Below are 22,365 nucleotides of genomic sequence, written 5' to 3'. Positions count from 1 at the left end.
TTTACCCTCTCAACTCACTATTTAACTTATCAAAGTCCAACTTATTCTGCCATTTGGATATAATAATAGTTCCTATAGTATTACCAATCATATTTGTAATTGAACGCCCTTCTGACATAAATCTATCAATACCTAAGATAATCATAATACCTGCAACTGGTACTACGCCCAAAGCACTCAAAGTACTCGCTAATATTATAAAGCCACTGCCTGTAACTCCAGCAGCTCCTTTTGAGCTAATTACCATAATTAATAACATAAAAACTTGCTGACTTAAAGTAAGCTCTATGCCTAATGCTTGTGCTATAAATATTGCCGCTAATGATAAATAAATAGCTGTACCATCTAAATTAAAAGAATATCCAGTTGGTATCACAAGACCTACAACTGATTCATCACAGCCCAAGTTTTCTAATTTTTCCATCAAATTTGGCAAAACTGATTCTGAGGATGAAGTACCTAAAACAATTAATATTTCTGTTTTGATATATCCTAATAACCTAAAAATATTTATACCGCAATATAACTTTAATATAATCCCTAAAAAAACTACTATGAATATTAAACAGGTAATATAAAAACATAATAATAAGCCTATAAGCCCTATCAAAGTACCAGTTCCATACATTGCAATAGTGTAACCAATAGCTGTACATGCTGCTATTGGTGAATAGTACATAATGACATGTATTATTTTAAAAAACACTTTTGATAGACTTTGAATACCATCAAGTATTGGTTTTCCTGACTCCCCATACATCACTAATCCAACAGCAAATAGTATTGAGACAAAAAGTACCTGTAAAATATCTCCACCAGTAAAAGCTCCCGCAAACGATTCAGGGATAATACTCATAAAGAAATCTTGAATTCCACTAGTTTGCTCTACATCTCCCATGTAAGCTTTTGCAGCACTGGCATCTAAAGAGTTAGGATTAATATTCAACCCCAAACCCGGATGAAGTATATTTGCTGTGAGCATCCCTATTGCTAAAGCTACAATAGTCATAATAAAAAAATATAATAATGCTACTCCACCTATTTTACCTACAGTTTTCAGATCATTCATTGCCGCGATACCAGAAACCAAAGTAAGGAAAATAATCGGAGCTATCATAAGTTTAATAAGCTTAACAAAAACATCTGCAAAAGGTTTGAGTGCTATCGCAAAGTTAGGCGTAAAAATTCCGAGTAATATTCCTATAAATATCCCTAACAAAACTTGAGCATATAGGTGACGAAAAATTTTCATACTAACCCCTAAAATTATAAGTCATAATAAAAATATAGCTTATATTAGTATCCTAAGTAAACTTTTTGGATATGAATTAGAGAAAATATCTTTAACTAAATTAATTTGAAATTTTAAAAATAAAACTAAGTAATTTTCTAGTTAGTAATTGCAATTGCTTCTATTTCGACTCTTACATCCTTTGGCAATCTTGCGACTTCAACACATGAACGAGCTGGAAAATTACCATCAAAAAATGAACTATAGACTTCATCAATTATCTTAAACTCCGTCATATCTTTGATAAAGATAGTCGCTTTTACTACTTTATCTAGACTTGAGCCCGCTGCTTCTAAAACTGCCTTTAGGTTTTGCATAACTTGAGTCGTTTGCTCTTTGATGCACTCTCCAGACATTGTTCCATCAGCTCTAAGACCTATTTGCCCAGAAGTATAAACAAAGTTTCCCACTTTTATAGCTTGCTCATAAGAACCTATAGCTTGTGGTGCATTAGTAGTATTTATTTTAATCTTTTTCATTAGACATCCCTCGCGAGTTTATAAGTTGGATCTATTTCTTCAAAAACACAGTATGGACCTGCATTTTTAAGTATTTTACGACAATCTTCACTTAGATGTTTAAGCGTAACTTTCTTACCTAAATCTAAGTATTTTTTAGTAATATCATCTATTGCTTCAGCTCCGGAGATATCCATAACTCTAGAGTTAGCAAAATCTAATATAACATTTTCTGGATCATAATTTACATCAAATAAACTTTTAAACGAAGATGTTGAGCCAAAAAATAACGGCCCAAAAAATTCATACACTTTTATATTTTGATCTTCTCTATGAGTACGACTGTGTACTTGTGAACTCTTCCAAGCAAAAACTAAAGCTGAGATAATCACACCAGAGATAACGGCAATCGCTAAATCTGAAAATACAGTAATAACTGTAACTGCTACTAAAACAACCTTATCTGAATTTGGCATATAACGGATACGATTAACACTCTCCCACTCAAAAGTATTAATGCACACCATAAACATAATACCAGCCAACACCGCGACAGGAATATAAGATATATACCCAGATAGAGCAACTACAAAAGATATAAGTAGCAATGCTGCTGTTAACGATGATAAACGCCCGCGTCCACCATTTGTGAAGTTAATTATTGACTGGCCTATCATGGTACAACCAGCCATACCACCAAAGAAACCACAAACAATATTACCAGTACCTTGAGCAATACATTCTTGATTACCATTACCGCGCTTATTATCCATCTCATCAAGCACTGATAATGTCAGAAGTGATTCAATTAACCCTACAAGTGCAACAATCACAGCATAAGGTAATACTATAAGAAATGACTGCATAGTCAAATGAATATTAGGCAATGCAAAACTTGGAAATGCTCCAGAGATATCTGCTAAATCTCCGACATTTTTTGTTTGTAGTTTGAAGAATACTACTACAGCAGTTATAACAATAATTGCAACTAAACCTGAAGGCACTTTATCAGTAAATTTAGGTAAGAAGTAAACAATCAACATAGTTACGCCAACAAGTACATACATTGTAATTCCTTCACCTCGGAATAATGGTATTTGTGCTAACGCGATAACTATCGCTAAACCATTAACAAAACCATACATTGCCGGTTGTGGTACTAGACGAATTAATTTACCTAAGCGAAGTATCCCAATTATAACTTGTATAACACCAGCCATAATCGCACATAACAATATGTATTGTAAAATATAGCTACTTAGTTCACCAGACTGGGTAAGTGAATTTAACATCTCAGGAGAAAGTGATGCTTTAACTTGAATACCTAAGCTTACTAATACAACTGCTACCGCTCCAGTTGCTCCAGAGATCATCCCAGGTTTACCACCTATAAGAGCTGTTATCAGACCTAATATAAATGCTGTATATAATCCAACTGTAGGAGATACTCCAGCGATAAATGAAAAGCCTATAGCTTCAGGGATAAGAGCAACAGCAACCACAAAGCCTGATAACACATCAGACTTAATATTTCTGCCAATAAAATTCTCTTTATAATTTAACAAACTTATTTCCTAATTTTTAGATTCTAATTTTTAAGCCTTAAAGATACCATAAAAGAAATTTGTATTTAAGTAGAATTAAAGTTCGTCTAAATAATCTAAATAGTATTTTTGTATTTTTTAATACATATTATCGAAACCACAATCATAAAAATCAATAATGGGTAAATACTATTTAGAATATCAAAAAAACCTCCTCCCTTAAGAAGAACTTCTCGAACAATATTTAGATAATGGGTTAAGGGTAAAATATTACCTATGACTTGTGCCCACTCTGGCATACCATCAAATGGAAACATAAAACCTGACAGCAATATCGATGGTAAGAAAAAGAAAAATGTCATTTGCATTGCTTGTAACTGAGTATCCGCAATAGTTGAAAATGTAATACCCACCAAGAGATTTGCAATAATAAAAGGAAAAGTTGCAATAAGTAATAATAAAATACTACCAACTATGGTAATTCCAAATATTACCTTAGCAAATATAATAATCAATAATAATTGAATATAACCAACGACAATATATGGAGTAATCTTACCGAAAATAATCTCAAGAGATGTGACAGGTGTCGCGAGTAGAGATTCCATAGTTCCATACTCTTTCTCGCGTGTGATTGTCAAAGATGTAACCATAACCATGGTCATAGTCAAAACCACTCCTGCCAATGCTGGTACGATATTATTTTGTGTTTTACTCTCTGGATTATATTTATTATGGATTACAACATTAAAAGGCTGTGGCTGAGGTATTTGTTTGTTAGAAAAGTATTGACTGTATATTTCTTTAATCTTATCAACAGCTTGTAAAGCACCTGAGTTCGAAGTTGCATTTGCTCCATCTGCTATTATTAGAATATTTGGAGATTCACCACGATAAACTTGTTTAGTAAAATTAGGCGGTATATCTATAATAAACTGTACCTTACCTTTACGCATTAGTGTTGTCGCATCATCTCTTGAGATCTCTTGATATTTGATATCAAAATAACCAGTATTATTAATTTTCTCAATTAGATAGTTTGTTTGTAGTGTCTTATCAGCATTAACTATTGCTGTACTTAGATGCTTTGGATTCATATTTATAGCAAAGCCAAATAGTATTAGCTGAATAAGTGGTATACCAATCACTAATCCAATTGTGACTTTATCTCTAAGCATATGAATAACCTCTTTGAGAAAAATCGCATAGTATCTATTAATATCAAAATACTTCATGCAAAGTTATCCTTTTGGCTACTCATCAAATATATAAAAGCATCTTCAAGTGATGTTTCTATTGATTGCCATTCAAATTGATTATACTTTGTTTGAATGTGTATAATATCAACATTATTTTTAACACTAAGATGTACACTACTGCCAAACATTGACACTTGCTCAATTTCAGTATTATCTTGAAGCTCTAACACAAGGCTATAAACATTTTTACCTGAAATATTGTATGTTTTGATACCACAGCTATCAATAATATCTTTTTGGGTACCACTCGATAACAGCTTTCCATAAGCGATATATGACAACTTATTGCATCTTTCAGCTTCATCCATATAGTGAGTTGATACCAATGTTGTGATACCTTTACTTGATAGTGTTGAGATATAGTCCCAAAATTCTCTACGTGCTTTTGGATCTACTCCGGCTGTAGGTTCATCTAATAGTAATAATTTAGGATCATGAATCGTAGCCACACCCAAAGCTAATCTTTGTTTCCAACCACCTGATAACTCATAAGCTTTTTGATTTGCTCTAGCTTTACCTATTTGTAAGTTATCTATGGTCTTATCAACAGCTTCTTTAATATTTTTTAGACTATGAAGTCTCGCAAAAATCTTGAGATTCTCTCTAACTGTCAGATCAGGATAGAGTGTAAATTTCTGAGTCATATAGCCAACTTGCTGTTTTATAATACTCGCGTGAGTACCTATATCATAACCAAGACAAGTACCCTCACCTTTTGTTATTGGCAGTAAGCCACATACCATTCTTATAGAAGTTGTCTTACCTGAACCATTAGGTCCTAAAAATCCATAAATATCTCCTTGCTTAACTTGAAGTGAGATATTATCAACTACAGTTTTATCACCATAGACTTTGGTAAGGTTTTTAACATCTATTATCAGTTGATCCTCTTTGTCACTTATCATCTCAGCTCTACCTTTATAGGCTCTCCGATATGAATTTCAGAGCTATTTGCGGAGTAATCAACCTTAGCATGCACTTCAAAAGAAATTTCCGAGTCAGAGTTTATGCCATACAATAGTGGTGGTGTATATTCAGCCCTTTGTGAAATATAACTAACTTTAGCTTCTAAAAGCTTATTATTAGGTGTAATAAAATCAATAGTTTGGCCAATATATAGTCTAGCAAGATCTTCTTTTGATAAAAAAAATACAATATATACATCTTCGGGATTAATAATAGTCATTACTGGACTATACGCCCGCACTTCTTCACCTTTGTGATAAAAAATCTGATAAACATAACCATTTTCTAATGATTTAACATCTGCAGAACTGATTTTTTGTTGTAAATATTTAGAATTACTATTGATAAATTTTGACATAAAGTCAACTGCATTTCGCAAATCCTCTCGAGCAGGTAAATTATTAATAATTTGCATTACCTCTAATGCTTCAACTTGATTATTTGCTTGGATATATTTACTTTGCGCCTGTTCAAATTCTTTTTGAGAAGTACTATCATCTTTTAATAACATTTGTTGACGCTGATACTCTTTAGATGCAACAGCTAAATTTGCTTTAGCACTAGATATATCTATGGCTGTCTTTTCTATATATGGTTGTCTTTTACCTTTAGACATATTTTCCGAGACAGCTTGAGATGCACTATACAGAAATTTATTTGAATCTAATAAAGTCTGATTTTTTGATGAATCAATTAGAAATAATTCCTGACCCTCTTTAACAGACTCCCCCTGACTTACATCTAATCTAAGAAGCCGACCACTCTCTTGTGAAGATATATATCTGACATCTGTACTAATATAACCAGGAATTACTTTAATATTCGATCTACTAATATAATAAATAAATCCTAAGACAAAAATAACAAATATAATCGATACAATTATAATTTTTTTTCTAATCGACATCGCTAATCAAAGATAAAAATCACTACAGTGATTATAAAGTAAACAACTATCATAAAAAACTGTTTTTCTGATATAAAAATATTGCAATTTGATAATAAAAAGATAATTATACTTGTGCTTTCAACCAAATCATGTAAATCAAAATGTTCAAAAAAATTACCGCAACTGCTCTTACTGTGTGTAGTATTAGTATAGCTACTGCTGATGTTATTAATATATATGCACATAGAGGATATAGACCTATTGCTCCAGAAAATACTCTACCTGCTTACACTGACGCTATGCGTATTGGTGTAGATGTTATTGATATGGATATAAATATGACTAAAGATAAAGTTTTAGTTGTAACACATGATCTGACACTAAATCCTGACCTGACAAAAGATGAAAATGGTAATTGGATAACAGAAAAAACTCCAATAAAAGATCTTACTTTAGATCAAGTCAAAAAATACACAGTTGGATATATAAAACCTGACTCTGCTACTGCTAAGATGTACCCAAATCACATTGGTATGGATAATGTTCACATGCCAACACTAGAAGAAGTAATTAATTATGTCAAAGCTAATGTTGGTAGTAGAGTTCGTCTACAGATTGAAATAAAAACGAATCCTTATGATCCAAATGCAAGTTGGACAGCACAAGAAATGGCTGAAGCTTTAAATAAAGTTTTACTTAAAACAGGTATGACTGATAATGTTGAAGTACAATCTTTTGAATGGCAAGCTCTAGTAGATTTACAGAAATTAAATCCAAAAGTTAAAACAGCCTACCTAACAGATCATACAACAGAGCCAATGAATGCTGAACAAGCAAAGCAGATGACAGATTACCAAAAATGGACAGCTCCTCTTGATCCTAAAGATTATAACTATAATTATCCATTAATGGTCAAAAAATTAGGTGGTACATTCTGGGAACCTTACGAGAAAGATCTAACTAAAAAAGATGTTGAAGAGGCTCATAAACTAGGTGTCAAAGTCGTGACTTGGGGCTGGACAGAAGATGAAGGTAGCGATTTCAACTATCAAGTTATCAATAACTTAATCGATTGGAAAGTTGATGGTATCATCACTGATAGACCAGATATACTAAGAGGTGTCGAAGCAGCAAAAGGTTTAGATTTACCGCCTGCTTATCCTAATATCCCTTTTCCAAAAAAATTCTAATCATTACATAAAACATCCAAATTAAACACTTAATTTATATTGCTGAATACCAAAAATTAAACTAAACTAGCAAATTACTAGTGTTTAATATTTACTAAGTAAAAATGAATTTTCTTAAACCTGCGAAAGCTTTGCCTTTATTAGCTAAAGAGCAAATTAAAAAAACATATCCCCATTGGCGCCTAAGAATGTTTTTGGTAGCCTATATTGGTTATTTTACATATTACTTCGGTCGTAGTAGTTTCGATGTATCAAAACAGTATATTACAACCTTAACTCCAGATGAACTTGGTCTAATTGGAGCTGGTTTAGGTATAGCTTACGGTATAAGTAAATTTTTGATGGGGAATATTTCTGATAGAAGTAATGCCAAAGTATTTTTAGCTATCGGATTATTTATCACAGGACTTATAAACCTGCTGCTGCCTAGCTTATTGTCATTAGGCGTACTAGTAATGTTTATTGCTATGCTTGTAAATGGTTGGGTTCAAGGTATGGGTTGGCCAGCATGTGCACGTATCATGACACATTGGTTTTGTGCTAATGAGCGCGGTACAAAAATGGGAATCTGGAATACTGCTCATAATGTTGGTGCAGGCTTTTTAGCCATTGCAGTTGTGCCTATTGGGCTATTACTATTTCATGATGATTGGCACGGTCTTTTTTATGTCGCTGGTGCAATGTGTATATTTGTATCTATTTTAGTTTTGATATTTGGTGCTGATACCCCTCAATCAGTCGGCTTACCAGCTATAGAAGTATACAAAGGCTATACAACTTCAGAAGCTCATCATGAGCAAGAGTTTTCAGCTAAAGAAATCTTCTTTAAATATGTTTTAAACAATAAATGGGTTTGGCTAATCGCGATAGCAAACGCTTTTGTTTATTGTGCTAGATATGGTCTTTTAAGCTGGTCAACATACTATCTTGTCCATGTAAAACACATGTCAACAACAACAGGACTTTTGGGATTTGCATTGTTTGAGTTACCTGCAATCCCAGGAACTATAATAATTGGTTGGATAACAGATAAATATTTTGGTAGTCGTAGAGCTCCTATGGGTGTGATATGTATGCTTTTATTCATCTGTGCTTTATTCGTATACTGGTACAGCGACACTGCTTGGATATTACTACTTTCATTATCTGCTATGGGTGTACTTATCTATGGACCTGTCGCTTTGATAGGAATATTAGCTTTGGACTTGGTGCCTAAAAAAGCTGGTGGTACTGCAGCTGGATTTACAGGATTATTTGGCTATTTCTTAGGTACAGTTGGAGCTCAAGCAGTAATTGGTCTCATCGCTACTATGCTAGGTTGGGATGCTGTATTTATATTCTTATTAGGCTCCTGTATAATTGCTGTAGCACTTCTAGCTGTTTGCTGGAATCTTAGCTATAATCAAGCTTCCGGTGATTAAATGCTAGAGTAGCAATGTTTACAAAATTACCTAGATCATTATTATTATTTTTTATATTCGCACCCTTTATAGCATACCCACTAGCAGTAAATTCAATAGAATTAAACCAAGTATTAGATAACTCTATAAAGCAGAATAACCTTCAGTCAGCTCAGATTGCAGTTAAGATTATTGACTCTCAAAAAAATACTGTGATTTTGTCAAGAAATGCCGACAAAAACTTCATACCTGCTAGCAATACTAAATTACTTACTGGAATTGCAGGGTTATTGTTTCTTGGTAAAGATTTTAGATTCGAAACTAAGCTATATTACGACAAAATTACTAATCATAATATTGATAATCTTTATATTGAGTTTTCGGGGGATCCAAGTTTTACTCGTGAAGACTTACATAAACTTTTGATAAGCTTAAACAAAAACAATATAAAGAATATAAACAATATCTATTTTGTGAACCGCTACTTTGAAGGTCGTGATACCCCAATTAATCAAAGTAATACTAGCTCCATATTTGGCTATGGTGCTCCAAGCTCAATATATAATTTAAATGAAAATAAGATAACTTTACAACTCACACCCAGCTTAAATACTTTTAAAGTAACCCAAACTTCTGGTGAGAGAATTAACTTTATCAACAACCTTTTTATAGCTAGTGTAGAGCAGCTAAAGACCTGTCAATTTAACTCCTATTATAAAGATAATACTCTGATACTTAGTGGCTGTTTACCTTCAAATAGGTATAATTTTAGTTTTGCTACCGAAGATCCACAGCAACTCATGCAACAAACTGTTTTAGCTGAACTAGCACAACTTAAAATCTCATTAAGTAATCAGATAATAACTACTAATAAGCTACCCAATAATCTAATACTCTTAGCAAAACATAAATCAGCAGATTTAGTTAAACTATTAAAGTACATGCTTTTAACATCCGATAATCTCTATGCTCAAACAATTACAAGAACTATCGGTTACTATTATAATCAAGTTGGCAGTATTGTATCTGGTAAAAATGCCATTATTGAAATACTAAAAACTAAGCTTAAACTTGACACTGATAGCATTCAAATCGAAGATGGTGCTGGAATGTCTGAGAATAATTTATTATCTGCTGATTTTATTACTGAACTGTTACAAAAAATGTCACAAAATAAGAGCTTTGAGCTTTTTAAAAGTTTACTGCCAATATATGGAGAAACTGGCACACTTAAAAATCGCTCAAGCAAACTATTAAAAGGTAAAGTATTTGCAAAAACTGGAACTGAAACAACTGCCGTTACTCTTTCAGGTTATCTCTATGCTAATAGTAAACAATATATTTTTTCAATACTGATTAATAATCTCAAAAACTCACAAAAATCAAATGCTTTGGTTTTAGAGAAAGATTTGCTTGAGAGTATCTGTTAATATTACAACATAATAATTTAATAAACTCTAAAATGACTAAAAATATTCTAATTGCTGGTGCTAATGGCGGAATTGGTTCTGCTATAGCTTTAGCAGCGGCAAAAGCCGGTTATAATGTTGGCTTACACTATAATAAAAATCATCAAAATATCGATAAGCTAAAAACTCAGCTATCTAGCTATAATATCAATATTTCTACTCATTGCGCTGATATAGCAAATGAAGAAGATATCAAAAAAATGTTTGATGAATTTATTTCTCATCATGGTTCTATATATGCTCTTATAAATAATGCTAGTACAATTTTTCATACCTGTCGCTTAGAAGATATGAGTGTTGATCGTCTGCAAAAAGTATTCCAAGTAAATGCTATCGGTAATATTCTATGTGCAAAGCATGCGATAAAAAATATGTCGCAAAAATATGGATACAATGGTGGTAAGATTATTAATATATCATCTGGCGCATCTCGCTCAGGTTCGCCTAATGAGTATATAGATTACGCTTGTACCAAAGGTGCTATAGATACTCTTACAAAAGGCTTATCAAAAGAACTTGCTGATGAAGGGATTCTTGTAAATTGTATAAGACCTGGATCTACATATACGGATATCCATAAACTATCAGGCGATGCTGATAGAGTTAATAAGATCAAATATAAAATCCCACTTAAAAGAGGTGGTTATCCTGAAGAAATTGCTAGCGGAGTTATATGGCTATTATCAGATGGTGCAAACTACTGCACAGGGACTATTATTGATATCACTGGTGGCTTATAAAATTTATACAAATAAGATTCCCTTTCTAGTTTAATAAAATAATCTTCTTTCTAAAATGCTTCAGATATTTTTAATTTTGCAATATTCAGACTAGATAAACTTCGCCTCTAAACTATTATTTATAAGCCTAATAATTTGAGCCTCAGATAACTTCAAAGCTTCTGCTATCTGCCTATAGTTTTCATTAAGATAACCACCAAAATATGCTGGGTCATCTGAATTAATCGTTACTTTAACACCTTTTTCTAGAAGTTTAGCTGCAGGATGTTTAGATAGATCAGTAGTAACTTTTAAGCACTTATTTGATAATGGACACATGGTCAAAGCGATATCATCTTTTATGATTCTTTGAATTAATGTTTCATCACTTAAAATAGCATTACCATGATCTATTCTATCAACTCCTAATATATCTATTGCTTCCCAAATATACTCAACAGAACCCTCTTCACCAGCATGAGCAACTAAGTACAACCCCTCTTTTTTAGCTTGTTCAAAAACTCTTCTAAATTTAGATGGGGGATTTCCTAATTCACTACTGTCTAGACCTATACCTATAAAATGCTCACGAAAATTCATTATTTTTTCAAAAGAACGTAGTGCATGATCTTCTGATAAATGACGTAAAAAACAAACTATTATACTAGCTTTAATGCCAAAATCTTTTTCGGCTTGTTTAATAGCTTCAGTCACACCACTAAATATAGTTGATAAAGCTATTCCTCTCTCTAGATGAGCTTGAGGATCTATAAATACCTCAGTATGAGTTACATTATCTTGATTTGCTTTGTCTAAATATGCATAAGTCAAATCATAGAAATCTTGATCTGTTATTAGCACAGACATTCCTTGGTAATATAAATCTAAAAAATCTTGAAGATTATTGAAGTTATATGCTCTTTTTATCGCATCTATTGAGCCATATTTAAGATTTACTTTATTTCTTTGTGCTAATTGAAACATCATCTCAGGTTCTAATGTTCCCTCTATATGGAGATGAAGCTCTGCTTTAGGCATTGCTAAAAGATTTTTATAAATCATATTTAATAAGTTTAATATTTAATAATCTATACTATATATTACAACATAAAAATATTATCTTTGAAACTTAATAATTTTTATATAAGAAATACTTATCTACTAAATAACTATTTACTATTTGACTAAAAATTTCTGTTTAAATACAATCACTTATAAGCCTTAATTTTATTTTAAAGATAGAGTTTGGTTTAATTTAGAAAATATAAGAAGAATCTTGTATTATAAGTTAACTTTATAGCGAGGAAACCACCATGCTAAAGAAAATTGTAACAGCACTAGGAATGTCTGGAATGCTATTAGCATCTAACAGTGCTATAGCTGATGACAAAAATACTGAAACAGCTACGCCTCAAAGTATAGATTTATCGCCATTACGTAATCTAAACAAGCTTGATAGTCCAATGGATAAGGATTATAACTATCATCAAGCTTTCAAAAAATTAGATACTGAACAGCTTAAAAAAGATATGCAAGATCTTTTAACCCAATCACAAGACTGGTGGCCTGCTGATTTTGGTAATTACGGTCCTTTCTTTATTAGATTATCTTGGCATGATGCTGGTACTTACAGATTAGCAGATGGTCGTGGTGGCGCTAATCGTGGTCAGCAAAGATTCTCTCCGCTAAATAGCTGGCCTGACAATGTTAACCTTGATAAAGCAAGACAGCTTTTATGGCCAATCAAACAAAAATATGGTGATGCTGTATCATGGTCAGATTTAATTGTTTTAGCAGGTACTGTTTCTCTTGAGTCAATGGGAATGAAGCCGATTGGTTTTGCCTTTGGTAGAGAAGATGATTGGCAAGGCGATGATACAAACTGGGGTATATCTCCTGAACAACTAATGTCTAGTAATGTCAAAGATGGTAAACTTGCTCCAGCTTATGCGGCAACTCAAATGGGTCTAATATATGTCAATCCTGAAGGTCCAGATGGCAAACCTGATATAAAAGGTGCTGCTAGTGAAATTCGCCAAGCTTTTAGAGCTATGGGCATGACTAATAAAGAAACAGTAGCTCTTATTGCTGGTGGTCACACATTTGGTAAAACTCATGGTGCAGTTCCAGAGAAAGATATCAAAAAAGATATTGGCCCTGCTCCAGATAAAGCGCCTATCGAGCAACAAGGACTAGGATGGCATAATAGCTATGGTACTGGAAATGGTGATGATACTATGGGTAGTGGCCTTGAAGGCTCTTGGACTTCTACACCAACATTTTGGAACCATGATTTCTTACATAACCTATATAACTTAAATTGGGAAAAAACTCTTAGTCCTGCTGGAGCTCATCAATGGACCCCTACAAATGCTAAGCCAGAAAATATGGTTCCTGATGCACACAAACCAGGTGTAAAACATAAACCAATTATGTTTACAACAGACTTAGCATTAAAAGAAGACGATGGTTTTAATAAATACACTCAAGAATTCTATAATAATCCTGAAGAGTTTAAAGAAGAGTTTGCTAAAGCATGGTTTAAGTTAACACATAGAGATATGGGTCCAAAATCTAGATATATAGGTCCTTGGATTCCTGAGCAAAACTTTATATGGCAAGACCCTGTTCCTGTAGCTAACTATAAGCAAGTATCTACACAAGATATTGCTCAACTTAAGCAAGATATTATAAACTCTGGATTAACTAATCAGCAACTTATAAAAACCGCTTGGGATTCAGCTTCTACTTATCGTAAAACCGACTATAGAGGTGGATCAAATGGTGCAAGAATTGCTTTAGCTCCTGAAAAAGATTGGCAAATGAATGAACCTGCTAAACTTGAAGTTGTTCTTGCTAAGCTTAAAGAGATTCAAACTGACTTTAACAATAGCAAAACTGATGGTACAAAAGTATCATTAGCTGATCTAATCGTACTAGGTGGTAATGTTGGTATTGAGCAAGCTGCTAAACAAGCTGGCTATAATATAGAGATACCATTTGTACCTGGTAGAACAGATGCTACTCAAGCTCAAACTGATATAGAGTCTTTTAACTATCTAAAAACAAAAGCTGATGGTTTTGTAAACTATAGTGATGGTAGTCTAGCATCTAACAAGCTACCTCAAGCTTTAGTAGAAAAAGCTAGCATGCTTAATTTAAATATCCCTGAAATGACTGTATTAGTTGGTGGTATGCGTGCTCTTAATGTCAATTATGATAACTCACAAGAAGGTGTATTAACTACTACTCCAGGTCAGCTTAATAATAGTTTCTTTGTAAACTTACTTGATATGTCTACAGAGTGGAAAAAATCTGATAAAAAAGATGGCGAATACATTGGTATAGATAGAAAAACTGGTGAGCAAAAGTGGACTGCTTCTTCTGTAGATCTAATCTTTGGCTCAAATTCAGAACTTAAAGCAGTAGCTCAAGTTTATGCTGAAAATGGTAATCAACAGAAGTTTGTCAATGACTTTGCAAAAGCTTGGCATAAAGTTATGATGCTTGGTAGATTTGATGTTCAAGAATAATTATTACTAATCTCTTTATCTTTCTTACTACTAAAATATTGCATATATAATCATTTACTCTAATATTTAACATATAATTACAAATTAGTATTAAATTATATATGGCAATAAACCTTTATCATGAAAATGATTATCTAAGACAAAATAATAATATATCAAAAAAAGATAACTTTTCTCCTTTTAGAAGAGACTATGCTCGTGTTGTACATTCTTCATCTTTTCGTAGATTACAAGCAAAAACACAAATTTTCCCAAGTTTTGAAAATGACTTTTTTAGAAATAGGCTTACTCACTCTTTAGAGGTGGCTCAGATAGCTAAATCTATAGCTGTTAAACTTAATGCTGAATATAATCTAAATTTAGATTATGACTTAATTGAAACGGCTGCACTTTGTCATGATATTGGTCACCCTCCTTTTGGTCATAACGGTGAAGTAGCTTTGAACAAAAAAATGCGAGAATTCGGTGGCTTTGAAAGCAATGCGCAAACTCTGAGATTAATATCCCATACTGCAAAAAAAGATATCGATCAAAAGCAAAGTTTTGGATTAAATTTGACTTACAGAACTCTTGCAGCAACAATAAAATATGATCGCCTTATCCCAGCTATTAGTGATTTAGGCAAGCTTACCAAAGGCTACTACAGTGAAGAAGCTCATCTAGTAGCTGATATCAAACACAAACTTCTTGAACCGTATGGTGTAGCTAATATAGATAGTGAATTCAAAACGATTGAATGCTATATTATGGATGTAGCAGATGATATTGCCTACTCAACTTATGATGTCGAAGATGCTCTTAAAGGTGGATTTATAGATCCACTCTCTATGGCTAGTATTGATGATAAGCTGCTTGAAAAAGTTTTCAAAGCAATGCCAAGTGACTTAGAAATTACCAAAGGCGAAATTAGAAATATCCTAAAAGATATTTTTTCAGATTATATAGATTTTAGTGCTGATAGCAGAGATATTTATAAACTTTCTAAAAACATCGCTAACAACAGCTTACTAAGGACAAAATTAACATCTAAGCTAGTTAATAATTGTATCCAAAACATTGAATTAGAGCTTAACCAAGATATCCCTATCCTTTCAAAAGTTCATCTAAATGACATGATAAGAAAGCAAGTAGAAGTACTTAAAAAATATATATTATTTAAAATAATAAAATCACCAAAGTTAAATGTGCTTAGATATCGAGGTAGAGAGATAATCTCAGAAATTTTTGATATTCTAATCAGCTCAACACCTGATGAAAGTCTATTGCCAGATGATATTGGTGCAATATTTTATAATACAATTAGTCTTCAAGGTAAAGCTAGAATAATTAGCGACTATATATCTTCTATGACTGACCGCTATATAATCGAACTTTATAATCAGTTTAAATCTGATCCTTCAGCAATGATTTTTAAGCCTTTTTCATAAACCAATTTGCTGCGACTATTCCAATAAAAGATACTGCTCCAGCAAATACGATTAAATATACCGGTACCAATAGACTACTATTTGCCGTAATAAGAGATATTGTCAATGCTGGAACTCCTGCAGAAAATACTAAATAACCTAGGTTATAAGCTATACCATAGCCACGACACCTGTATTCTAACCTAAAGAAATTTGTAATAATTACATTATAAGTTGGTGCAAAAAAGCCCATCACTATAGATAAAATAATAAAGCATGCAAAAACATCTGTCCCTGCAATCATATTCTTATAAAAAATTGGTGCTACTGCTATGCTTATTAATATTAATAAAGCCATCATCTTAGATTTAGATACATAATCACTAATAAATCCGCCTATCAAGCAACTAATGGCCATAATTATAGAACCTATCAACAGTAAATCAGAAACATCATAGCTACTTTGTATATACATCTGATGATATGCTGGTAAAAACATATATAACTGTGTAGTTAGCATAGCAATACAAGCAACTAAGGCTATACCAATAATTACCTTTATAATGAAAATATAATTCTCAGAGCGTGGCTTATCTAACCTATCAACAACTTGTGGAATATCAATAATATTTTTTCTTAAGAAAAATAGTATAAATGTAAAACAAGCGCCTATGAAAAATCCTATACGCCAACCATAATCTTGTATAAATATCTGACTAGTAAAATGATTCAAAATAAACAACACTAGTGATGTCATCATAATACCTATACTTAAACAGCAAAATACCATGCTTGTCACTAAGCCTTGTCTTTTTGGATAATTCTCAACTATATATACTACAGAAACAGGTATTTCAGCTCCAACTGCTAATGACTGTACACAGCGCAAACCAACAAATAAAATAGTTGCTAAGACTCCGATACTTTCAATAGTAGGTAATATAGCTAAAGCTAGAGTTGAGAAAAATAGTAAGATCATATTTAATCTTAATATAAACGCTCTACCTTTCTTATCAGCAAGATAGCCAAATCCCCAAGCACCAAGTGGGCGTACAAGATAGCCTACAATATAGACCAAAAAGACTAATAAGGTATTACTAATAGAACTACTTTTATCAAAAAACTTACTTCCAATAGTTACAGCAAATACAGAATATATTGCCAGATCATAGTATTCAAAAGCTGCACCTAAAGTTGAAAACAACAGCCTATTATAATTTTTCATCAATTATTAAAATTTAAATATTTTTATATATATTATTAAAATCATTAAGATAATCAAATACTAATTAACATAAGCAGGTGAAAGCTCGATAATTTCTAATGTCAATCTGTATTTGAGTATATCAATATAGGCATTTAGTAAGTCTATAAGCTGATTTTTCAGCTCAAGCGCAAGGTTATTTAAATGCTGTTGCTCTCGTCCTGCTAAAACCTTAATTTGCATATGGATCAGACCTAGCTCATCACCACCCACACTACTAAAATCATAGCGATAAACCCTACTTTTAAAAGTTCCTAATTTAGTTGGTAACTTCTCTACTAAGAATTGCTGCGCTAAATCTATTATCTTCTTTGCTAATTCTATGTCAAATTGGTGAGGTACTTCTAAAATTATATGTGGCATTTAAATTCCTTTATTTAATTTTATTAATGGTGACATTAATAACAGTGTAAGAAATATATAAAATATATCTTACACAAATCTATTTTTACGACCAAAACTTTGTCTTTTCCTACGAATAATTAACTTACAAAATTACCGTCTTATTGTTATAAACAAAAACTTTATCTTTAAGTACTAACTTTAGAGCTGTTGATAAAACGTTTTTCTCGACATCATGACCAGCATCTCGCATAGCTTGCCATGAATAGCTATGATCTACCCTAATTATATCTTGAGCTATAATTGGTCCTTCATCTAAATCATCTGTGACAAAGTGACTAGTCGCACCAATTATTTTCACGCCTCTTTCATATGCTTGTTTATATGGATTTGCACCAACAAATGCTGGTAAAAATGAATGATGAATATTTAATAGCTTACCTTGAAAATATTTTACAAAGTTTGGTGATAATATTCGCATATATTTTGCAAGTACAATAATATCATGTTGATAAGTTTTTATAATATCACAAACTCTACTCTCATGCTCCTCTCGAGAAATTCCCTCATGAGAAATATGCTCAAATGGTATATCAAATTTATCAACCAAGCTTCTAAGATTATCATAGTTTGAAATTACTGCTGTAATATTTGCATCAAGTTTTCCTTCGGCATGTTTTATTAGTAGATCACCGAGACAATGCATTTCTTTTGTAGCTAGAATAACTATATTTTTTTTAGAAGAATCTACTAGCTTAATCTCTGAATTAGTAGGCAAAGTATTTTGTAAATCTATAAGCATTTGTTGAATATTTACTTCACCAGAAAACACTGTACGCATAAAAAACTTATTATGTAGTTTATCAACGAACTCTGAGTTTCTTTCAACATTAAGATTATTTTCATAGATAATTTTTGAAACTTTATAAACTAAACCTTTTTGATCATCAGTTTCAATCAGTAATCGATACTTTTGCATTTTATATATTTTTTAAGAAATTAATAATAAACTATAATACATAATTATTATTTTAGTTAGATTTTTAGCTAAATTTTTGATTTATTTAGTTCCAAATATTTTATCTCCAGCATCTCCAAGACCTGGAATTATATATTTTTTGGTATTTAGATGACTATCTATAGAAGCTGTATATAACTCAACATCTGGATGAGCGTTGGCTAATGCTTGTATTCCCTCAGGTGCAGAAACTAAAGTTATAATTTTGATATCTTTTGAGCCCGCTTTTTTAAGTAACGAAACAGTTGCGATCATTGATCCCCCCGTTGCCAACATTGGATCAACTATCAAAGCAACTCTCTCATCAAGCTTATCACAAAGCTTAGCAAAATAAGCTACTGGCTTAGCTGTTTCTTCATCACGATACATACCAACCATACTCACTTTAGCAGCTGGAACATGCTCAAAAACCCCATCCATCATTCCAAGACCTGCTCGTAAAATAGGTACAACTGTTAATTTTTTTCCTTTAATCTGATCGATCTCAATATCTTCACCTTGCCACCCTAAAATTTGCGTTTTCTCAAGCTCAAAACCGGCTGTCACCTCATAAGTTAAAAGACTTGTAATTTCTTTTGTTAATCTTCTAAACTCTTGTGTACTTATAGCTGCTGCACGCATAAGACCAAGCTTGTGTTTGACCATAGGATGATTTATTTCTACTACTTTCATAACTCTCCAAAACAGACTAATTTATCTTATTATAACAAATCTTTATTCAAATTAAGTCTATTGAATTAGCTTATATAGATTTGAAATTTTGATTTGATAAATAATATAAAGCCCTCTTTATAAATTATGTTTATAGAAGGATTTTAAAGAAGTGATAAATTTTAGTAGAATTTAATAAGATTTAGATATAAGAGTTTATTATTATTGTTTTTCCCAAACGTTGCTGTTTGAAGGAATATCGCCTTGTGTCCACCACTTAGCTTTGTACTTAACGCCTTGGTATGTAACTACTTGGCCGCCAGTATATGCTTGACCTTGGTTCCATACCTCACCTGAAACAAAAGGTTTCTTCCATGCACCACCATCAGCTGGATTATTACCTTGTGTCCACCATTGAGCAACATATTTTTGACCATTATAAGTCACCTCATCACCTTTAGTATATACAGTTTGAGGATTCCATGTACTCACTGTTGAAGAATTGTCATTACCTTGGTCATTATTATTTTGGTTACTAGTTACACGCCATACTCCCCACTGACCTGACTGCGTAGGATTTTCACCTTGTGTCCACCATTGAGCTTCATAAGTTACGCCATTAACAATAACTTTATCGCCCTTATTGTAGACTGCTTCTGCATTCCAGTTACCAGCTGATCCAGCATTATTATTTTGATCATTATTTTGATCATTATTTTGATCATTATTTTGATCATTATTTTGATCATTATTTTGATCATTATTTTGATCATTATTTTGATCATTATTTTGATCATTATTTTGATCATTATTTTGATCATTATTTTGATCATTATTTTGATCATTGTTTTGATCATTGTTTTGATCATTGTTTTGATCATTGTTTTGATCATTGTTTTGATCATTGTTTTGATCATCTGAACCAATAGTTTCAAAAGTTATACTATCTTCTCTTGAAGTGTTTGATGTACTTGCAATCACCTCTATAGTGTATCTAGTACCTTTATTTAAGTTTGTAAGCACATAACTTTGGCTAGTGATATTTTCTGCTATAGTTTCACCATTTAGCAATACTCTATACTTGATAGAACCATCTAACTCTGGCTTATTCCAAGATATAGTAGCAGAATTCTCAGTAACATCGCTAACAGATACATTAATAGTATCAGAAGCATAAACCTTAGCTACAGCATTAATCAATGACTTATTACTATCTGTTGAGTCACCATCTGCTTGCCAGAACATAGTACCACCAAGATTTTTACTCTTAGCATACTTAGTTTTCTCACTTACAGACCATACATCATCAAAAGTCACGAAAGTCTTCGTTGATGGACTATATGCCCATGGTTGCATTGCTACTTTACCGTACTTGTTGAAGATATCAACATTTGAACTGATATCATAATAAACTAGATCTGATAAACCGCTGATAGGTTTTGCAGTACCGCAACCATTTACAGGATCATTTACAGGATTAACTAAACACTTATAATCAAATACTCCCGCTTCATAGTCGCCAAATCCAGGTGCTGTGATAGTCTGTAATAAACCTCCATCTGTATCACTAGCTACAGTCATTGATCTAGCGTATAGTGGTAAACCAACTATTAGTTTCTTAGCTGGAACACCTGCTTTAATATAAGCATCTACCGAGCCTTGTACTGACCAGCCACCTGTTTTACCAATTGAATTAGCAACCTCAGGAGAGAAGTTGATATTCGGGAATGCTGCTGATGCTTGGAACCAAGCTGGTGCACCAGTACCCCAACCACCTTGATAGTCGTAGTTCATAATATTAATTTCATCCATAAGCTCACCTGTTTGCTTCCAGAAATCTGCTACGCTATTTGGATTATTAGGATTTTCCATCGCTTCAATACGACTTCTCGCACCATTTACAGCTATGGCAAGGTAATATTTTTTACCATCCACTTTACTAGCTTTGTCTAACTCAGCACGTAAAACCTTAAAGAATGCTAACATCTTTTTAGCAGGAGCAACGTCATCACCATAGTCTGACCACCACTCCCAATCTATATCAATACCATTAAAACCAAGCTTACGCATTAATTCGACTGACTGCTTAGCAAAATTTTCCATACTTTGCTGATTTGAAGCTAACTGCTCAAACATTGGTGCTGTTGTCACACCATTATTAGTCCAACCGCCAAATGATAAGAATGATTTTAGATAAGGATATTTTTTAGCTGCTCTTGCTGCTGCAGAAAGGCCCCATGAATCGGCTGAAGCATCTAGCGTCTTAATATTACCAGTATTTTTATCAAAACCGATAAATGCGTAGATTATTGTATTTAACTTATCATATTTGAAGTCATATGGATTATATTTACGACCCCACACAGCCCATTGAGCATAGTATGCAGCATTAGTATATCCTGGTGTTGGATCTTCGCAAACATTATCTGCACATGGTCTTTCTATTTCTAGTTCTTTGCCGTCAACTTTTACACTACTAACGATAGGCACAACTACCCCTGGCAATACTATTGCATTACCAGAATCAGTACCCATGATGTCGCATGTTTGAGTTAGATCTAACGAACCTTCACTATCTTTAAGAGATAATCTTGTTAGGTACTCTCCATTACTTAGCTGTGTTGTTTCAAAATTAACAAGATCTGCTCGAGCACCAAAACAACTACCCCAACCAGTTTTTGGTTTGAAGTTACTAGTAAATTCAACTACTTTTGCAGATGGCACATTGTTAATACTTAGGACTATTTTGTTATTATAATCCTTAAATGGTGCTTTAAAATCATAAGTTTTAGAGTCATTCACAGGCGCTGCTTCTAGCAGTGAATATGATCCCAAACCCATTAATGCACATACTACTGAAACTAATTTTGTTTTGTTCATAAGTATTTCTCCTTATTACAACTATTAACAAATGTAGGCACAATGCTTACATTATGATTATATGACCATAATTAAAAGCAAAGCAA

The 22,365-nt window shown here is 32.6% G+C and carries 18 protein-coding genes; 6 read left to right on the top strand and 12 right to left on the bottom strand.

Annotated features, from left to right (window positions below):
• Position 1: 1 nt before the first annotated feature.
• From dctA to FSC454_RS02900, 6 genes are all read right to left on the bottom strand, one after another.
• On the bottom strand, positions 2-1,252 hold the full coding sequence (gene dctA / locus FSC454_RS02925; protein WP_066046864.1) for a C4-dicarboxylate transporter DctA: 1,251 nt from the start codon (positions 1,250-1,252) through the stop codon (positions 2-4).
• Between the two features lie 137 nt (positions 1,253-1,389).
• Positions 1,390-1,770 (bottom strand): RidA family protein, encoded by a 381-nt coding sequence (locus tag FSC454_RS02920; RefSeq protein ID WP_066046862.1) that lies wholly within the window; start codon positions 1,768-1,770, stop codon positions 1,390-1,392.
• Positions 1,770-3,314, bottom strand: a complete 1,545-nt coding sequence (locus tag FSC454_RS02915) for a SulP family inorganic anion transporter (protein ID WP_066046860.1) — start codon at positions 3,312-3,314, stop codon at positions 1,770-1,772. Before FSC454_RS02915 ends, FSC454_RS02920 begins: the two co-directional genes overlap by 1 nt.
• 95 nt (positions 3,315-3,409) lie before the next feature.
• Entirely contained in the window at positions 3,410-4,528 is a 1,119-nt protein-coding gene (locus FSC454_RS02910; protein WP_066046858.1) for an ABC transporter permease, read from the bottom strand.
• A complete protein-coding gene (locus FSC454_RS02905; RefSeq protein WP_066046856.1) occupies positions 4,525-5,457 on the bottom strand; it encodes an ABC transporter ATP-binding protein in 933 nt (310 codons plus the stop codon). Before FSC454_RS02905 ends, FSC454_RS02910 begins: the two co-directional genes overlap by 4 nt.
• Positions 5,454-6,425: an HlyD family secretion protein gene (locus FSC454_RS02900; protein ID WP_066046854.1), complete on the bottom strand. Its 972-nt coding sequence runs from the start codon at positions 6,423-6,425 to the stop codon at positions 5,454-5,456. The genes FSC454_RS02905 and FSC454_RS02900 overlap by 4 nt, the downstream gene beginning before the upstream one ends.
• A 143-nt stretch (positions 6,426-6,568) precedes the next feature.
• Here FSC454_RS02900 and FSC454_RS02895 point away from each other — a divergent pair, with 143 nt between their 5' ends.
• The 4 genes from FSC454_RS02895 (at position 6,569) to FSC454_RS02880 (ending at position 11,206) form a co-directional block, all read left to right on the top strand.
• Complete coding sequence (locus FSC454_RS02895) at positions 6,569-7,597, top strand: glycerophosphodiester phosphodiesterase (protein WP_066046852.1); 1,029 nt, start codon at positions 6,569-6,571, stop codon at positions 7,595-7,597.
• A 104-nt stretch (positions 7,598-7,701) separates the two neighbouring features.
• A complete protein-coding gene (locus tag FSC454_RS02890) occupies positions 7,702-9,018 on the top strand; it encodes an MFS transporter (protein WP_066046850.1) in 1,317 nt (438 codons plus the stop codon).
• A gap of 14 nt (positions 9,019-9,032) precedes the next feature.
• Entirely contained in the window at positions 9,033-10,427 is a 1,395-nt protein-coding gene (gene dacB, locus FSC454_RS02885; protein WP_066046848.1) for a D-alanyl-D-alanine carboxypeptidase/D-alanyl-D-alanine endopeptidase, read from the top strand.
• Positions 10,421-11,206, top strand: a complete 786-nt coding sequence (locus tag FSC454_RS02880) for an SDR family oxidoreductase (protein WP_156470918.1) — start codon at positions 10,421-10,423, stop codon at positions 11,204-11,206. Before dacB ends, FSC454_RS02880 begins: the two co-directional genes overlap by 7 nt.
• Before the next feature lie 90 nt (positions 11,207-11,296).
• Here FSC454_RS02880 and FSC454_RS02875 read toward each other — a convergent pair whose 3' ends face one another.
• Positions 11,297-12,247 carry an adenosine deaminase gene (locus tag FSC454_RS02875; RefSeq protein ID WP_066046844.1) on the bottom strand — a complete coding sequence of 317 codons (951 nt, stop codon included), beginning with the start codon at positions 12,245-12,247 and terminating at the stop codon, positions 11,297-11,299.
• A gap of 251 nt (positions 12,248-12,498) precedes the next feature.
• Between FSC454_RS02875 and katG the strand changes: the two genes are divergently transcribed.
• Complete coding sequence (katG, locus tag FSC454_RS02870) at positions 12,499-14,718, top strand: catalase/peroxidase HPI (protein WP_066046842.1); 2,220 nt, start codon at positions 12,499-12,501, stop codon at positions 14,716-14,718.
• A 101-nt stretch (positions 14,719-14,819) separates the two neighbouring features.
• Positions 14,820-16,145, top strand: coding sequence for a dGTP triphosphohydrolase (gene dgt / locus FSC454_RS02865; RefSeq protein ID WP_066046840.1), 1,326 nt, complete (start codon positions 14,820-14,822; stop codon positions 16,143-16,145).
• Here dgt and FSC454_RS02860 read toward each other — a convergent pair.
• The 5 genes from FSC454_RS02860 to FSC454_RS02840 form a co-directional block, all read right to left on the bottom strand.
• On the bottom strand, positions 16,129-17,349 hold the full coding sequence (locus FSC454_RS02860) for an MFS transporter (protein WP_066046837.1): 1,221 nt from the start codon (positions 17,347-17,349) through the stop codon (positions 16,129-16,131). The genes dgt and FSC454_RS02860 overlap by 17 nt on opposite strands.
• 60 nt (positions 17,350-17,409) lie before the next feature.
• Positions 17,410-17,751 carry a tautomerase family protein gene (locus FSC454_RS02855; protein ID WP_066046835.1) on the bottom strand — a complete coding sequence of 114 codons (342 nt, stop codon included), beginning with the start codon at positions 17,749-17,751 and terminating at the stop codon, positions 17,410-17,412.
• Positions 17,752-17,875: 124 nt separating this feature from the next.
• Positions 17,876-18,709 carry a formyltetrahydrofolate deformylase gene (purU, locus tag FSC454_RS02850; protein ID WP_066046833.1) on the bottom strand — a complete coding sequence of 278 codons (834 nt, stop codon included), beginning with the start codon at positions 18,707-18,709 and terminating at the stop codon, positions 17,876-17,878.
• A gap of 81 nt (positions 18,710-18,790) precedes the next feature.
• Positions 18,791-19,420: a uracil phosphoribosyltransferase gene (gene upp, locus FSC454_RS02845; RefSeq protein WP_066046831.1), complete on the bottom strand. Its 630-nt coding sequence runs from the start codon at positions 19,418-19,420 to the stop codon at positions 18,791-18,793.
• Positions 19,421-19,621: 201 nt separating this feature from the next.
• A complete protein-coding gene (locus tag FSC454_RS02840) occupies positions 19,622-22,279 on the bottom strand; it encodes a glycosyl hydrolase family 18 protein (RefSeq protein WP_071794767.1) in 2,658 nt (885 codons plus the stop codon).
• Between the last annotated feature and the right edge of the window lie 86 nt (positions 22,280-22,365).

The sequence above is a fragment of the Francisella hispaniensis FSC454 genome (assembly GCF_001885235.1).
Lineage (GTDB): Bacteria > Pseudomonadota > Gammaproteobacteria > Francisellales > Francisellaceae > Francisella > Francisella hispaniensis.
This window is presented reverse-complemented; position numbering and strand designations above follow the sequence as displayed.

Excerpts from the sequence above, each read along its gene's own strand:
- FSC454_RS02860 (WP_066046837.1), bottom strand. The coding sequence starts at position 17,349 with ATGAAAAATTATAATAGGCTGTTGTTTTCAACTTTAGGTGCAGCTTTT.
- FSC454_RS02905 (WP_066046856.1), bottom strand. The coding sequence starts at position 5,457 with ATGATAAGTGACAAAGAGGATCAACTGATAATAGATGTTAAAAACCTT.
- dgt (WP_066046840.1), top strand. The coding sequence starts at position 14,820 with ATGGCAATAAACCTTTATCATGAAAATGATTATCTAAGACAAAATAAT.
- FSC454_RS02890 (WP_066046850.1), top strand. The coding sequence starts at position 7,702 with ATGAATTTTCTTAAACCTGCGAAAGCTTTGCCTTTATTAGCTAAAGAG.
- dctA (WP_066046864.1), bottom strand. The coding sequence starts at position 1,252 with ATGAAAATTTTTCGTCACCTATATGCTCAAGTTTTGTTAGGGATATTT.
- dacB (WP_066046848.1), top strand. The coding sequence starts at position 9,033 with ATGTTTACAAAATTACCTAGATCATTATTATTATTTTTTATATTCGCA.
- FSC454_RS02840 (WP_071794767.1), bottom strand. The coding sequence starts at position 22,279 with ATGAACAAAACAAAATTAGTTTCAGTAGTATGTGCATTAATGGGTTTG.
- FSC454_RS02875 (WP_066046844.1), bottom strand. The coding sequence starts at position 12,247 with ATGATTTATAAAAATCTTTTAGCAATGCCTAAAGCAGAGCTTCATCTC.
- upp (WP_066046831.1), bottom strand. The coding sequence starts at position 19,420 with ATGAAAGTAGTAGAAATAAATCATCCTATGGTCAAACACAAGCTTGGT.
- FSC454_RS02900 (WP_066046854.1), bottom strand. The coding sequence starts at position 6,425 with ATGTCGATTAGAAAAAAAATTATAATTGTATCGATTATATTTGTTATT.
- FSC454_RS02855 (WP_066046835.1), bottom strand. The coding sequence starts at position 17,751 with ATGCCACATATAATTTTAGAAGTACCTCACCAATTTGACATAGAATTA.
- katG (WP_066046842.1), top strand. The coding sequence starts at position 12,499 with ATGCTAAAGAAAATTGTAACAGCACTAGGAATGTCTGGAATGCTATTA.
- FSC454_RS02895 (WP_066046852.1), top strand. The coding sequence starts at position 6,569 with ATGTTCAAAAAAATTACCGCAACTGCTCTTACTGTGTGTAGTATTAGT.
- purU (WP_066046833.1), bottom strand. The coding sequence starts at position 18,709 with ATGCAAAAGTATCGATTACTGATTGAAACTGATGATCAAAAAGGTTTA.
- FSC454_RS02920 (WP_066046862.1), bottom strand. The coding sequence starts at position 1,770 with ATGAAAAAGATTAAAATAAATACTACTAATGCACCACAAGCTATAGGT.
- FSC454_RS02910 (WP_066046858.1), bottom strand. The coding sequence starts at position 4,528 with ATGAAGTATTTTGATATTAATAGATACTATGCGATTTTTCTCAAAGAG.